The 14,175-nt window shown below is 35.8% G+C and carries 15 protein-coding genes, 1 tRNA gene and 1 pseudogene; 12 read left to right on the top strand and 5 right to left on the bottom strand.

The genetic code is table 11. The annotated features are described in order from the left end of the window. The 6 genes and pseudogenes from ACYIAM_RS06000 to ACYIAM_RS05975 all read left to right on the top strand — a co-directional run. On the top strand, positions 1-197 hold a 197-nt coding region (locus ACYIAM_RS06000; protein WP_483747617.1), incomplete at its 5' end, for a LexA family protein. 63 nt (positions 198-260) lie between these two features. Then, complete coding sequence (locus ACYIAM_RS05995) at positions 261-647, top strand: DUF4411 family protein (RefSeq protein ID WP_483747621.1); 387 nt, start codon at positions 261-263, stop codon at positions 645-647. A 439-nt stretch (positions 648-1,086) separates the two neighbouring features. Then, positions 1,087-1,344, top strand: a complete 258-nt coding sequence (locus tag ACYIAM_RS05990) for a transposase (protein WP_483747616.1) — start codon at positions 1,087-1,089, stop codon at positions 1,342-1,344. A gap of 134 nt (positions 1,345-1,478) precedes the next feature. Next, entirely contained in the window at positions 1,479-1,655 is a 177-nt protein-coding gene (locus ACYIAM_RS05985) for an IS3 family transposase (RefSeq protein ID WP_483747615.1), read from the top strand. A gap of 325 nt (positions 1,656-1,980) precedes the next feature. Continuing rightward, positions 1,981-2,082 (top strand): integrase core domain-containing protein, encoded by a 102-nt coding sequence (locus tag ACYIAM_RS05980; RefSeq protein WP_483747614.1) that lies wholly within the window; start codon positions 1,981-1,983, stop codon positions 2,080-2,082. Between the two features lie 40 nt (positions 2,083-2,122). Continuing rightward, positions 2,123-3,176: pseudogene (locus ACYIAM_RS05975) on the top strand (tyrosine-type recombinase/integrase). A 16-nt stretch (positions 3,177-3,192) separates the two neighbouring features. Here ACYIAM_RS05975 and ACYIAM_RS05970 read toward each other — a convergent pair. The 3 genes from ACYIAM_RS05970 to dusA all read right to left on the bottom strand — a co-directional run bounded on the left by ACYIAM_RS05970 (position 3,193) and on the right by dusA (position 6,627). Continuing rightward, positions 3,193-3,269, bottom strand: a tRNA-Arg gene (locus tag ACYIAM_RS05970). Between the two features lie 275 nt (positions 3,270-3,544). Then, positions 3,545-5,560 carry a DNA helicase Rep gene (rep, locus tag ACYIAM_RS05965; RefSeq protein ID WP_483747613.1) on the bottom strand — a complete coding sequence of 672 codons (2,016 nt, stop codon included), beginning with the start codon at positions 5,558-5,560 and terminating at the stop codon, positions 3,545-3,547. A 104-nt stretch (positions 5,561-5,664) separates the two neighbouring features. Then, positions 5,665-6,627: a tRNA dihydrouridine(20/20a) synthase DusA gene (dusA, locus tag ACYIAM_RS05960; RefSeq protein WP_483747612.1), complete on the bottom strand. Its 963-nt coding sequence runs from the start codon at positions 6,625-6,627 to the stop codon at positions 5,665-5,667. A gap of 811 nt (positions 6,628-7,438) precedes the next feature. Between dusA and ACYIAM_RS05955 the strand changes: the two genes are divergently transcribed. Continuing rightward, positions 7,439-7,615, top strand: a complete 177-nt coding sequence (locus ACYIAM_RS05955) for a DUF5362 family protein (protein WP_483747611.1) — start codon at positions 7,439-7,441, stop codon at positions 7,613-7,615. A 215-nt stretch (positions 7,616-7,830) separates the two neighbouring features. Here the strand turns inward: ACYIAM_RS05955 and bamE are convergent, their stop codons facing one another. Continuing rightward, complete coding sequence (gene bamE / locus ACYIAM_RS05950; RefSeq protein WP_483747610.1) at positions 7,831-8,253, bottom strand: outer membrane protein assembly factor BamE; 423 nt, start codon at positions 8,251-8,253, stop codon at positions 7,831-7,833. 207 nt (positions 8,254-8,460) lie between these two features. Between bamE and bamJ the strand changes: the two genes are divergently transcribed. Further along, on the top strand, positions 8,461-9,072 hold the full coding sequence (gene bamJ / locus ACYIAM_RS05945) for a BamJ family beta-barrel-assembly machinery protein (protein ID WP_483747609.1): 612 nt from the start codon (positions 8,461-8,463) through the stop codon (positions 9,070-9,072). A 41-nt stretch (positions 9,073-9,113) separates the two neighbouring features. On the opposite strand, the gene ACYIAM_RS05940 is transcribed toward bamJ, so the two are convergent. Continuing rightward, complete coding sequence (locus ACYIAM_RS05940) at positions 9,114-10,310, bottom strand: MFS transporter (protein ID WP_483747608.1); 1,197 nt, start codon at positions 10,308-10,310, stop codon at positions 9,114-9,116. A gap of 134 nt (positions 10,311-10,444) precedes the next feature. Here ACYIAM_RS05940 and dapB point away from each other — a divergent pair, with 134 nt between their 5' ends. From dapB to tamA, 4 genes are all read left to right on the top strand, one after another. Beyond that, positions 10,445-11,266 (top strand): 4-hydroxy-tetrahydrodipicolinate reductase, encoded by an 822-nt coding sequence (gene dapB / locus ACYIAM_RS05935; RefSeq protein WP_483747607.1) that lies wholly within the window; start codon positions 10,445-10,447, stop codon positions 11,264-11,266. 7 nt (positions 11,267-11,273) lie between these two features. Then, complete coding sequence (gene tadA / locus ACYIAM_RS05930; RefSeq protein ID WP_065639190.1) at positions 11,274-11,771, top strand: tRNA adenosine(34) deaminase TadA; 498 nt, start codon at positions 11,274-11,276, stop codon at positions 11,769-11,771. A gap of 131 nt (positions 11,772-11,902) precedes the next feature. Continuing rightward, positions 11,903-12,442, top strand: coding sequence for a hypoxanthine phosphoribosyltransferase (gene hpt, locus ACYIAM_RS05925; protein WP_483747606.1), 540 nt, complete (start codon positions 11,903-11,905; stop codon positions 12,440-12,442). A gap of 56 nt (positions 12,443-12,498) precedes the next feature. Next, positions 12,499-14,175 (top strand): autotransporter assembly complex protein TamA, encoded by a 1,677-nt coding sequence (tamA, locus tag ACYIAM_RS05920; protein ID WP_483747620.1) that lies wholly within the window; start codon positions 12,499-12,501, stop codon positions 14,173-14,175.

Genomic DNA, 14,175 nt, shown 5'->3' with positions numbered 1-14,175 from the left:
AATTTGTGGTCGCTATGAACGGTGAATCAGAAGCCACTTTTAAAAAATACCGAGAGTTGGGATATGATGAGCATGAAAGAATGCAATTTGAGCTTATCCCTCTTAATCCCGATTACACAACAATGAGCACATTAAACCAACAAATCAGAATTGTTGGCACAATGGTTGAACATAGGATATTTAGACGTAAAAGATAATTGTTCTAAATAAAACATAGCTAACCGCTTTGGGATTTTTTATAAAAATTATATAACAAAAAAATTGTCTATAGCATAAATGCCGTTAAAAAAGAGCTTTTATTTAAAAATAATGAAATAAGTGACTGGATAAAAAATACAGTTCCAGATTCATTTATTGAAGATGAGATGTCTTCAATAAATTGTTACGGAATATTAATGAACTGGACTCAAAACCAGAAAATAAAGGAAAAAGCAAAAACTGACTTTGCTAATCTGGATAAAGCTGATGCATTCTTAATTGCTCACGCAATGAAAAACAACTATGTAATAGTAACAGATGAGAAGTTTGAAGAGAATGTAAAAAAACGAATAATAATACCTAATGTTGCTAATGCCCACAACGTAAAAACAATGACACTTTTTGACTTCTTAACCTTATATGCTGCACAAAAAAATTATTCAAAATAATAAATAACTTAAACCAACCATCCCACGCGTTTTTCACACCTAAAATCCCCCGCCAACCACTTCAAAACACGTCATTGATTAAAAAAACAAGAAAATTGATTATAGCCAAAATACATTTTACTTGTCTCGAATAAAACCAATCGTCGAGAGTTAATGGCTGAGCAACAGCGAATTATAGCGTTAGAAAAAGAAATTAAAGAACTGAAAATGGCGAATGGCATACTAAAAAAGGCGCATGTGTACTTCATCAACAATCCCAGTCGGTGAAGTACGCCTATATGAAAAATCATTTAACAGCCTATCCCATTAACAAAATATGTCCGTTGCTTGGCGCCAGTACGTCAGGTTATTATGCTTGGTTAAAGTGTAACTACCCCCTAAAATAGTACAGCAAAAAAATAGAAAATTTTCTATGATAAAAGTAAAAGAGGATCGAAACATGAAAAAGATGACAGAGCACCAAATCGTACCGATATTAAAAGAAGCAGAAGCAGGTATTTCTGTTAAAGAGTTTTGCCGAAAATATGGGATGGGCAATTCAATTTTTTATCAATGGCAGGAAAAATACGGTAGTATGGAAATTTCAGATATCAAACGCTTAAAAGAACTTGAGTCCGAAAATCGCAAAATTAAACAGATGGTTGCCGAGTTAAATTTAAAATCCCAGCTTCAGGAAGAAATCATAAAAAAGCGCTAATGCCCACCCAAGGAACGAAAAGCATGGGAAAAAGAGCTACAAGCCACTAAATCGATCTTAATTGCCATGAGCTGTGTATTGTGAGATTAAGTCGTTGTGCCTACTATTATCAGCCTGATATTTTGGATGATTCAATGATTACGCTAATATTAAGCGATATAGCGGAAAAACATTTACGCTGGGGTTTTCCTAAATGTTTTCGTCGTATTCGAAAACTCGACTATAAATGGAATCGTAAACGTGTTTATCGGGTGTATTGCGAATTAAAACTAAACATTAGAATAAAGCGTAAAAAGCGTATTCCCCCCTAACCCCTGAAAAGTTATTACTTCCTAATAAACAGGGTGAATGTGAATCAATAGATTTTATGAGTGACAGTAGTCAAAATCAACGCCGTTTTAGCACATTCAACGTATTGATGACTTTAACCGAAAAGCATTAGGCATTGGTATTACGGTCAGTTTGCCTGCGGGTAGAATCACTCGTTATCTGGGCCTGCTAGCTAAATATCACGGTTATCCGTTAAAAATACCGATTGATAATGGTTCAGAATTTACTGGAAAACGGCTACATTGAACGCTTTCGAACTGACGTGTTAATTTATATCTTTTTAACAATCTAGAGTAAGCAAGGAGAATGGCCGAAGAATGGCTAACGATCTATAATACTGAAAGACCGCATGAGGCATTAAATAATATGACGCCCTTTGAATATAAAACACAAAAACAAGTAGCATAATTTTCTACGTCAGTTGTGTACTAAAAATGGGGTATTTATGATGTCATTATCAAAGAGAAATGATGTCTATTATATCGACATCCGCACACCAAGCGGCGAACGAATTAGACGCTCTACTGGGGGTGAGTAATAAAAACCTCGCTCAGGAATATCATGACAAAGTAAAGCATAAGATGTGAGCAATAAGCCGACTTGATAAGCGTTTAGAACGTACATTTGACGAAGCTTTATTGTTACTGCTAAATGACGGAAAAGATCAAAACGATTATGCAAATAAAGTTCGTCATGCAAAATATTGGCGCGCTATTTTTGGTGGTAAAAACTTGTCATCGATTACCGGTGAAATGATAGATAATAATCTGCCAACACATAACGCGAAAAATAAAAAACCATTAGTACCAGCTGCAATAAACAAATATCGTAAAACGATATTGGGAGCGCTTAGTCTAGATCATAAAAACAACTGGATCAGCTCTATGCCGTATGTTGGAAAACAAAAAGAGCCAAATGTTAGGGTTAGATGGATCACAAAACAGCAAGCTCAAACATTGCTGAACAAGATATCAATTAATTGGTTGAGAGACGTTTGTTTATTTGCATTATTAACAGGTGCAAGGTGAACTGAAATTTTATCTATGACATGGGATAAGATAGATTTTCAAAACAAAATAGCAATAGTAAGTAATGATATTGCAAAAAACGGTAAGGCAAGAGCATTATTATTAAATAATGAAGCTATTGAGCTTTTAAAAAACAGAAGACTTATCAATAGCAAGTATATTTTTGTAAGTGCAAATAATAACCCATTAAAAGATATTGATCGACGAGCTTTTAATCGTGCTACGAAAATTTGCAATATTGATGATTTCCATTTTCACGATCTACGCCACACACGGGCGAGCTGGCACGTTCAAAGCGGAACACCTCTTTTTACATTGCAAGAATTGGGTGGTTGGGAAACGTTGGAAATGGTAAAAAAATATGCGCATTTAAACGCTGAGCATTTAAGCCATTTTTCAAATGCAGTCACAATTTGGTCACACAATCAAAATAAAGATAATCAAGCTTTGAGCTTGGCGGTTGCAAATGATTGATTATCCTAGATTTTAATGGCGTCCCCTACAGGATTCGAACCTGTGACCTACGGCTTAGAAGGCCGTTGCTCTATCCAGCTGAGCTAAGGAGACTTAGATAGGAATTATCGATTAGGGAAGTATTATATAAAGCTATTTTAATCCGTCAATGATTTTTAATGGTTTATTGCATTAGATTGATAAAATATCATCAATTTTGTTTTTTATTAGTTTGATATTGTTAATGAATTTAAACCTTATCATTAATTTAATTATCAACTCGATATGTATACCATTTTTTAATAACTTTTATCTTATTATTTATTAATAGTGTTATGTTTTAATAATTCGATTCTATTTTTTACGCTATTGCTGAGCTTTTTGGGCGGCTATTTAGCCTTGGCAATTTGCGCTTTTAGCATGGCTAGGCGGCTTTGTCCTTGTTGCATTTTTTTTTCGGGAGATAGTTCGTTACGTTGATCTTGCCAGACTAAGTCGTCTTGTGGCAGTTCTAATAAGAATCGACTTGGTTCAACTTGCATTGTTTCGCCAAATTGTTTACGTTGTCGGCTAAATGAAAATGTGAGCTCTTGTTGGGCTCGAGTGATGCCTACATAGGCTAGGCGGCGCTCTTCTTCAATATTGTCTTCATCAATACTGTTTTGATGTGGTAATAGTCCTTCGGACATGCCAACTAAATAGACGTAAGGAAACTCTAGCCCTTTTGAGGCATGTAGCGTCATAAGCTGAACTTGATCAAGCTCTTCTTCGGCTTCGTTACGTTCTAGCATGTCTCGTAAGGTGAATCTGGCAACAGCTTGTTCAAGTGTCATGGCTTCATCAATGTCATCGCCTTTTAACATGTCATTTAACCAGCTAACTAGCTGTTCGACATTGCGCATACGCATTTGCCCTGATGCAGGGGATGTGGATGTTTCATAAATCCAGCTTTCATAATTGATACCATGCAGCAGTTCATAAATCACGTCCATCGGTTCATGGTGCGATTTTTGAATAAGCGTATCAAACCAATGGATAAATACCTGTAACGATTCCATACGCTTACCAGAAAGCAGTTGTGTCAATCCCATATCATGACTTGCTTGATATAGGCTGACACCGCGGTAATTTGCCCACTCCCCTAGTTTTTGGATGGTTGCTGGGCCGATTTCTCGTTTGGGGGTATTGATAATGCGAATAAACGCATTATCATCATCAGTGTTAGTTAATAACCGCAAATACGCCATTAAGTCTTTAATTTCAACTCGCGCAAAAAACGATGTTCCGCCAGAGATTCGATAGGGTATGCGATATTGCATTAGCATCTTTTCAATTAGCCGAGCTTGATGATTACCGCGATATAAAATAGCATATTGACCATATTGACCGTTATGCGCAAAGCGATGACCAATAAGATCATTAATGACTTTTTCGGCTTCGTGCTCTTCACTATCAGCAGAAATGACTTTTAATGTTTCGCCATAACCTAATTCTGAAAACAGTTTTTTTTCAAAGATGTGTGGATTATTTTCGATTAAAATATTCGCCACTTTTAAAATTCGACCCGATGATCGATAATTTTGTTCTAGTTTGATGACTTCTAATGTTGGAAAATCTTGTTTAAGTAATACTAAATTTTGTGGCCTTGCACCTCGCCATGAGTAAATAGATTGGTCATCATCACCAACGACGGTAAATTTCGCTCGGTTGCCAACTAGTAATTTGATAAATTCGTATTGGCTAGTGTTGGTATCTTGATATTCGTCAACTAGCAAGTAACGAACTTTGTTTTGCCACTTTTCGCGGACTTGTTCGTTGTTTTTTAATAATAGCGTAGGTAGTAAGATGAGATCATCAAAATCTAAAATACTACACGCTTTTAGTTGTTTTTCGTAAAGTTGATAGCAATGTGCAAAGAGCTTTTCTTTGTTAGTTTGTGCCCTTGCCATGGCAGTGGTTGAGTCGATAATGTCGTTTTTCCAATTTGATATAGTGGCACGTAGTTGGTTGATAAGATCTTTGTCATTATCTAACCATTGTTGTGTGAGCTCTTTTAATAATGCTGTTTGGTCGTGATCGTCAAATAATGAAAAGTTCGACTTAATACCAAGGTGTTTATATTCTTTGCGAACGATATCTAATCCTAAGGTATGGAATGTCGATATTTTTAGCCCTCTGGCTTCTTGTTTGCTAAGCGATTGGGCTATGCGTTCTTTCATTTCACGTGCTGCTTTATTGGTGAAAGTGACGGCAATAATATGGCGTGGCAAATATTCTTTAACACGAATTAGATAAGCAATTTTGTTGATGATAACCCGAGTTTTTCCCGAACCTGCGCCCGCTAATACAAGGCAAGGTCCTGAAACATATTCAACGGCTTTTTGTTGACTTGAATTTAAACGCACAGAATAAAACCATTAAGAAAATTGTCGGCTAGTATATAACGATATACTAGCTATGTGCAATTAGCGCCATTATAAAGCGAATATGATTGCTTTTTTATAGAATATTATTCGATGAATGTTAAAGCCTGTTCCACTACCTCGACCCCAGCTCCTTTTTTATGGGCATTCTCACTAAGATAACGTCGCCATTGCCTTGCCCCTTTACGTCCATTAAATATACCTAAAGTATGGCGCATAATATGGTTAAGTTGTGCACCTTGCATTAGCTGCTGTTCGATATAAGGGTAAAGTTCACGAATGGCAGATAGAGGGTCGATGACGGAAGTATTTGTGCCAAAAATTTGCGTATCAATTTCAGTAAGTAATAGTGGGTTTTGATATGCTTCTCGTCCTATCATCACGCCATCAACATACTGTAAGTGATATTTTATTTCCTCAATCGTTTTAACACCACCATTAATGGCTATCGTTAAATCGGGATAATCTTGTTTGAGTTTATAAACACGATCATAGTCAAGCGGAGGGACTTCCCGATTTTCCTTTGGACTTAATCCCGATAACCACGCTTTGCGCGCATGTACAATAAATGTTTGGGTATAAGGCATAACCTTTTCAATAAATTGACACAAAAAAGCATAGCTATCTAAATCATCAATACCAATTCGGGTTTTTACTGTGACTGGGATATCCACCTGATCTTGCATTTGTGCAACACAGTCTGCAACTAAATCGGCTTTTCCCATTAAACAAGCACCAAACATACCATTTTGTACGCGATCGGATGGACAACCTACATTTAAATTTATTTCATCATAACCACGTTCTTGTGCTAATTTTGCGCATTGTGCTAATGCTTTAGGATCGCTACCACCTAGTTGCAAGCTAACTGGATGCTCTTCATGATTGAAAGCTAAATAATCACCTTTTCCAAATAAAATCGCGCCTGTGGTCACCATCTCGGTATAGAGCAATGCTTGTTTGGTTAAAATTCGATGAAAATAACGGCAATGCTTATCGGTCCAATCAAGCATAGGGGCAACGGAAAATTTATTTTTTGTTGAATTCATTGATACACCAATGTTTATAACTATTTTTATTGATTATCTTATAAGATTATTTTTGCCTATTTTGATATATTTTTCATTATCAGGTTCGCACGCCGATGGGACGAATAATTTAAGGCTATTAATTTATGGCTTATTATATCATAGATAAACATGTCCGTGCAGACGGAACACCTCGCTATCGCTGCACCGTTGAAATAAAAAAGCCAAGATCATTTATCGTGAGTCAAAGGTATTTAACGAGCAACAAATAGTAAAAACATGGGCGACAAACCAATTATCGAAAATAGAGCAATTCGGGACATTATTAAAAACAATATGCTATGTAAATTTTCATCAATAGTGATATTGCAAGTATGAAATCGGGGGTCTTTGCTCCTTTTTTAACTTTTCCCTTTTCTTTGCTTATGTTATTACTTGTTTCAACAGCAATACAGCGACTGTCGTCAAATATGCAATCCGGCCTGGTTTTTACATTTTAGTGTAATTTTATTTTGAAATATAAAAACAATTTAGTTGTTTTATAAGATAAAAGCTTTTATTGGAATATTTTAGTTTATGCTAGTATTGCTCAGGATTTCAATAAGCACCCAAAAACCCTTTTAATAAAAGGTCTGTACGTCCTATCGATTATAGGAACAATAGAAAAACGATTTGAACTAGAACCAGTATGCGAAAAACACCTAGACATTGATTAAAAAGCTGTTGCTCTACCAGCTACTCAAAAATAGAGCATCAATATAACAAACAAAAATGGATGCAAATCCAACAAATACAATTTCTTTTCAATTAACAAGATTATTAAAAATAACATATGCAATTTATTACGACTATGCAACAAATTTTTAGTGTTATTTTTATAATTGCGGACTCTTTTACCTGCCTAGGAATAATCTCTGCGATTATAGGTATTCCACAAATTATTGCTAGCGTCAAACTTTTCAAATCGGGAAGTGCATTTAGCTTAGCTGCAAATCTTCAAAAAAATTGATGTAGTCGATGCTCTTGAAAATCTATATGCTATTGGAAATATTTTATAATTACATTTATCGCTTCAATTATATTTCTTATTTTGCATATTTCCATTATTATCACTATCCTTTCTTGTTTAGGTAATGGCTATTATTAACAATTAAAATTGTAATTTTTTATGTATAAATAGTATAAATCAAAAAACCTCGTTTTTAAGCGAGGTTTTTGTTTTGATTAAGAATCAGAATCAAAATTATTATCTTCAGACTTAGTATCAATTGGGTCTGATATACCTTGTTTATTCATTTCTTCTAATGACTTAGATCCTGCTAACTCTGAATTTTTGATATCCTTTACAATGCCCATTTCATCAAAATATACAGCATAAGTTCTTTGGCTAACAGCATCATGCTGCGGTTGTTGACGAAAAACATAATACCAAACGTTATCACCAAAAACAGAAGTTAACATTGGCGATCCCATAATAAATACAACCTGCTCTTTACTTTGACCAACTTGTAATAGCTCAATGGCATCTTGTGTCACATAATTACCTTGGTTGATATCAGGTCTATATACCCAACGCTCAACAACCGAACAACCAGTTAATAAAACACTCGTTACAATTGCAAAGGCGGTAAATTTACGAAACAGCATCTAACTTTATCCATTAAAAAAATAATAGGCTATATTATCGCTGATATTTTGCCTGAGTGCTAGCCAAATTGATAAATTCTTTAACAATTAGCTAATAATCAAGTTATCATCAAGTAATAATGCGAATTATCACTTGACTTTTATCCTTGTATCCACCAACTTAATATAGTCATAATAGACGCTTTTTTTAAACAATTAAGGTACAAAATGAAACTAGAAACAATAGATCAAAAAGCAAGTTATGCTATTGGATTACAAATTGGGCAACAATTGAAAGAATCAGGCTTAAATAATTTAGAACTTAATGCGTTAAAACAAGCAATGGAAGATGTTTTAGCCGGTAATCCGCCTGCACTACCTTTGCAAGAACTACATGATGCACTACGTCATGTACACGAACAAGCAACAAAAGAAAAAGCCAAACAAGCAGAAAAAATTGCTCAAGCAGGTAAAGATTTTCTTGCTAAAAACCTTGATAAAGATGGCATTAAATCGACTGAATCTGGTTTACAGTATGAAATAATCCAACAAGGTGATGGCGCTTTACCTAAAGCAACAGATCGCGTCCAAGTCCATTATACAGGTAAATTGATTGATGGTACTGTATTTGATAGCTCAGTAGAGCGTGGACAACCGGCTGAGTTTCCTGTCAATGGCGTAATTCAAGGCTGGGTTGAAGCGCTACAACTGATGCCTGAAGGTTCAAAATGGCGTTTATATATTCCTCAAGAGTTAGCTTATGGTGCTCAAGGTGCTGGTGCATCAATTCCACCATACAGTGCATTAATTTTTGATGTTGAATTATTAAAAGTTTTGTAACCAAGAATGGACGCGACTTGGCGTCCATTTGTTTTAAGCTATTATCGTTTGGGAAGAAGATAGGTGCTAAATGCCGCTAGTAACAATAAAATACTTGCCGTACCAAACGCAACTAGATGAGTGTGTAAGTGATCGTAAGCCCATCCACCTAACCATGAACCAATCATCGCACCAATTTGATGCCCCAAATAGGTTAATCCAGAAAGTAATCCCACAATTTTTACTCCATAAATATCTGCTGTAATAGCTCCAGACATTGACAAAGCGCCAGCCCAAACCAAACCACCCACTGCTGCAATAGTAAAAAGCTGCCATTTAGTTGATGCTAAAACAAGAGCAATAAAACCTAAGCCTCGTATTAAATAAACCATCATCAAAATGTTTTTTCGTTGTACTATATCAGATAGATAACCCAAAACTAAGGTACTAAAAATAGCGACTAAACCAATTAAACCAATACCATTAGAACTGGTGATAGGATCAAATCCATGATCGATAAGCATTGGGACACCATGTGTCCCTAATAAATTCATACTGAAGCCACAGGTAAAAAGCCCAAAACTCAGTTGCCAAAATGGACGTGTTTTTAGTACATCTATAAGTTTGATACTAGGCTCTATTTTTTGATTGATAACAGGCTCTATCCTAGAATTTTCGATCTCAGATTGATTATCTTTCATAATAAACAAAGCAATAGGCAAGGCGATAATCATAAAAATCACAGCAAACGAAATTAGCGTTGTTTGCCATCCATAAATAGGAATGAAGAATGCAAAAACAGGTAACATCACTGCAATACCTGCCATACTTCCTGTTGATAAAATAAATAAGGCCAATCCTCTGCGTTTAATAAACCAACGCGCTACAATGGGCGTAAAGCTAACTGACCCCACAAAAGAAGTACCAAAAGATAATGCAATACCGAAAGATAGTAAAAAGCTCCAATAATCGGTTGAGTTAGCTGACCAAACTGTCGAAAGAATAATAATGATCGTGCCTAATATTAGGACAAAACGAGTGCTATATTTACCCACTAAATATCCGGCTATTGGCATTGCGATACCTGAAAAAAGCATACCTATAGCAATAATTCCAGAAAGGACGCTACGGCTAAAACCGAGATCATTTGCAATGGGAAGAAAAAAGACCCCCATACTCATTCTCAACCCACTAGAAAGCAAAGTGAGAAAAGATGCTGCAATAACGATATTCCAACCAAAATACCATGGAGATCGCATAATAACTCCTGATTATTTTTTATAGAAAACGGATCAAAAATTGTAGCATTAAAGTTTAGCTTATGTGTATAAGTTATTTATTTTCCGCTATAATATTTATTTATCTACATTCACAAAAAGTTAAGGAAAGTTATATGTCAACAAACATGATTCGTATCGCGATCACTGGCGCTGGTGGCAAAATGGGACGGCAACTTATCCAAGCTGTTTCGCAAATCGAAGGGGTTACCTTAGGTGCAGCATTTGAACGAGATGGTTCATCATTAATTGGTAGTGATGCTGGTGAACTTGCTGGGATCGGTACTTGTGGTATTACAGTCACCAATAATCTAGAACAAGCTAAAGACCAATTTGACGTATTAATTGATTTTACTAGACCTGAAGGCACCCTTGCACACTTAGCTTTTTGTGTTGAAAATAAAAAAATGATAATCATTGGCACAACTGGTTTTGATGAGGTAGGCAAACAAGCTATTGCTGATGCAGCTAAAAACATTGCTATTGTTTTTGCCGCAAATTTCAGTGTCGGTGTTAACTTAGTGCTAAAATTATTGGAAAAAGCCACCAAAATTATGGGCGATTATACTGATATCGAAATTATTGAAGCGCATCACCGTCACAAGGTTGATGCGCCGTCTGGTACAGCATTAGCCATGGGTGAAGCAATTGCAGAGGCTCTTGATTGTAACTTAAAAGATCGCGCTGTTTACTGTCGCGAAGGTCATACAGGTGAAAGGCCACAAGGCGCTATCGGCTTTGCAACTATCAGGGCCGGTGACATAGTAGGAGAACATACTGCTATCTTTGCCGATATTGGCGAACGTGTTGAAATTAGTCATAAAGCATCTAGCCGTATGACATTCGCTAATGGAGCTGTAAGAGCTTCACTCTGGCTTGCCAAACAACCCGTTGGTTTATACGACATGCGTGATGTTCTAAATCTCAATAATTTGTAATTTGAAAATGTCAGATGAAATTTGGATGCGCCGTGCATTAATGCTTGCTAATCGTGCCGAATCGATAGGAGAAATCCCGGTCGGTGCGGTGATTGTTGATGAAAATAATCAAATTATTGGTGAAGGTTTTAATCAATCCATTAGTAAGCATAATCCCACTGCTCACGCTGAAATAATAGCTATTGAACAAGCGGGTAAATTTTTGAATAACTATCGCATAATTAATACAACTTTATATGTCACTCTTGAACCTTGTATTATGTGTGCTGGCGCCATTATTCATAGCCGTATTAAACGTGTAGTATATGGTGCAAGTGATTACAAAACTGGCGCGGCAGGTTCTTTTATCGATATTCTTGCTCAGCAAGGTATAAACCATTATGCAGAAATTAAAGGCGGAGTACTAGCTAACGAATGTAGCGCTATTTTAAGTGAGTTTTTTAAAAAACGACGTTTACACAAAAAAATGATTAAAAATAGTTGTCAAAAAGTTTCAGGTAACTAGGTGTTTGAGTATAAAATATTAAAATCCATTCCCATGTTAGTTTAATAAAAAATGAGTTCGCTTATTCTTTTTATCAAGGAATATTGCTAGAATCTCATTTAATTTTTTAAAAGTTAATTTGAGTATTATTAATGAAAAAACACAAATTAGACATGATGATATCTACTGATGATATCCAAAAGCGCATAATCGAATTAGGTCAACAAATAAGTCAAGACTATAAAGATAGCCAAAATGAACTTATTTTAGTTGGCCTTTTGCGTGGCTCTTTCATTTTTATGGCCGATTTGAGCAGGGCAATTACGGTCGGACACGAAGTTGATTTTATGACAGCATCAAGCTATGGTAATGCTATTATTAGTAACCGTGATGTAAAAATATTAAAAGACTTAGACGAAGATATCCGTGATAAAGATGTATTGATTATCGAAGATATTATAGATACGGGAAATACACTCAGCAAAGTTATGGCTATTTTAAAATTGCGACATCCACGTAGTATTGAAATTTGTACACTACTAGATAAACCTTCACGGCGTGAAGTAAACGTTCCTGTTAAATATATCGGATTTTCCATTCCTGACGAGTTTGTTGTGGGTTATGGTATTGACTATGCTCAACACTACCGTCACTTACCCTATATTGGTCATGTCACTTTACTTGAATCTTAATATTATACGAGGTGTATGTGTCGCGATTTTCCTGTTCATTAGGTTTACTTTTAGCGATGGTAGCTACAGCAAGTTATGCTGATATGAAATTATCCATTAAGGGATTAACAGGAGAACTTGCTGATAATGTTGAGGCGCGTACTTCATTAATTACACCAGACAAAGTTAGTGATACCCCAAATTTTAAGCGTTATTTTGAAAGTGAAGCCCAAAAAGCACTACGCGCTTTAGGTTACTACTCCCCTACTTTTGAATATAACGCACAAAACCCTAAAGTGCTTGTTGTTAGTATATCGCCTGGCGAACCCGTATTAGTTGAGCAGCTCAATGTCAATATTACTGGGGACGGACAAAAAGATCCCGATTTTGAATATTTGCTAAAAAATAATTTACCCAAAATTGGCGATGTGTTAAATCATGGTATTTACGAATCATTTAAGAAAAGTCTGCAAAATTTATCATTAAAAAAAGGTTACTTTGATGCAAATATGCCTAAACATCAGTTAGCTGTCTTAATGTCTAAGCATCAAGCCTTCTGGAATATTGATTATACGACAGGTAGACGCTATCGATTGGGTAAAGTTACTTTTCATAATGCCAAAATCCGTGATGATTATTTAGCTAATATTGTGCCATTTAAAGAGGGTGAGGAATATACAGCCGAGCAGTTGTCATCATTAAATAGACGCCTTACCTCAACAAATTGGTTTAATTCGGTGGTGGTTGTCCCGGATTTTCCTCATTTAACAGAAGATAAAGTACTTCCCATCGATGTAGAAACTTCACCCCGTAAAAAAAATAATATGGATTTAGGATTAGGCTTTTCAACTGATAACGGTGTGCACGGTAAAATTGGTTGGAATAAACCTTGGATCAATAGCCGAGGACAAAGTTTTCAAAGTAACTTATCGCTATCTTCACCAGAACAACTGGTCACTATGAGTTACAAAATCCCGTTAAAAAAATCGCCTTTAGAGCAATATTACACTATCCAAGGTGGTTATAAAAAGATTGATAATAATGATACCTATTCGCGATCTTACACATTCGGAGCTTTACGCAACTGGGATAATTTTTATGGATGGCAAACAGCATTAGGTTTCAATGTGTTACAAGATGATTTTACCCAAGGTGATGCAAGTTTTAAAACATTTTTGTATTATCCTTCGCTTAGCTTATCAAGAATCCGTTCCGATGGTGAATTATTAGCGATGTGGGGCGATTCGCAGCGTTACTCTGTTGAAGCAGCTGGAAAGGAATTAGGTTCAGATATTAATTTTGTACGCTTTCAAGCACAGCAAACTTGGATTCGATCACTAAAAAAATCGCATCGATTTATAGCCCGCGGTAATTTTGGCATTATACAAGCAAACAATTTTGACCGAGTTCCACCTTCATTCAGATTTTTTGCCGGTGGTGAACGCAGTATTCGAGGTTACAGTTATCAATCTATTTCACCTAAGGATAAAAAAGACAAGTTAAAAGGTGCATCTAAACTCATTACCGGTTCGTTTGAATATCAATATAATTTATCTGGATCATGGTGGGGAGCTGCGTTTGTAGATACAGGCGAAGCTATAGACAAAGTTGATAAAACCAAATTTTATACTGGGACAGGATTGGGAATTCGTTGGACATCACCTGTTGGACCAATAAAAATTGATTTAGCAACACCGCTCAACAAAGACACTGGTTCTATTCACCTATACATTGGCCTAGGAAGCGAATTATAA

Source organism: Gilliamella sp. X-60, from assembly GCF_057063585.1.
The sequence above is the reverse complement of the archived record's forward strand: the minus strand, read 5'-3'. Positions and strand labels throughout refer to the sequence as shown.

Coding starts and splice junctions, on each gene's coding strand:
- ACYIAM_RS05990 (WP_483747616.1), top strand. CDS start 1,087: ATGAAAAAGATGACAGAGCACCAAATCGTACCGATATTAAAAGAAGCA.
- ACYIAM_RS05985 (WP_483747615.1), top strand. CDS start 1,479: ATGATTACGCTAATATTAAGCGATATAGCGGAAAAACATTTACGCTGG.
- ACYIAM_RS05980 (WP_483747614.1), top strand. CDS start 1,981: ATGGCCGAAGAATGGCTAACGATCTATAATACTGAAAGACCGCATGAG.
- dusA (WP_483747612.1), bottom strand. CDS start 6,627: ATGAATTCAACAAAAAATAAATTTTCCGTTGCCCCTATGCTTGATTGG.
- ACYIAM_RS05955 (WP_483747611.1), top strand. CDS start 7,439: ATGCAATTTATTACGACTATGCAACAAATTTTTAGTGTTATTTTTATA.
- bamE (WP_483747610.1), bottom strand. CDS start 8,253: ATGCTGTTTCGTAAATTTACCGCCTTTGCAATTGTAACGAGTGTTTTA.
- bamJ (WP_483747609.1), top strand. CDS start 8,461: ATGAAACTAGAAACAATAGATCAAAAAGCAAGTTATGCTATTGGATTA.
- ACYIAM_RS05940 (WP_483747608.1), bottom strand. CDS start 10,310: ATGCGATCTCCATGGTATTTTGGTTGGAATATCGTTATTGCAGCATCT.
- dapB (WP_483747607.1), top strand. CDS start 10,445: ATGTCAACAAACATGATTCGTATCGCGATCACTGGCGCTGGTGGCAAA.
- tadA (WP_065639190.1), top strand. CDS start 11,274: ATGTCAGATGAAATTTGGATGCGCCGTGCATTAATGCTTGCTAATCGT.
- hpt (WP_483747606.1), top strand. CDS start 11,903: ATGAAAAAACACAAATTAGACATGATGATATCTACTGATGATATCCAA.
- tamA (WP_483747620.1), top strand. CDS start 12,499: ATGGTAGCTACAGCAAGTTATGCTGATATGAAATTATCCATTAAGGGA.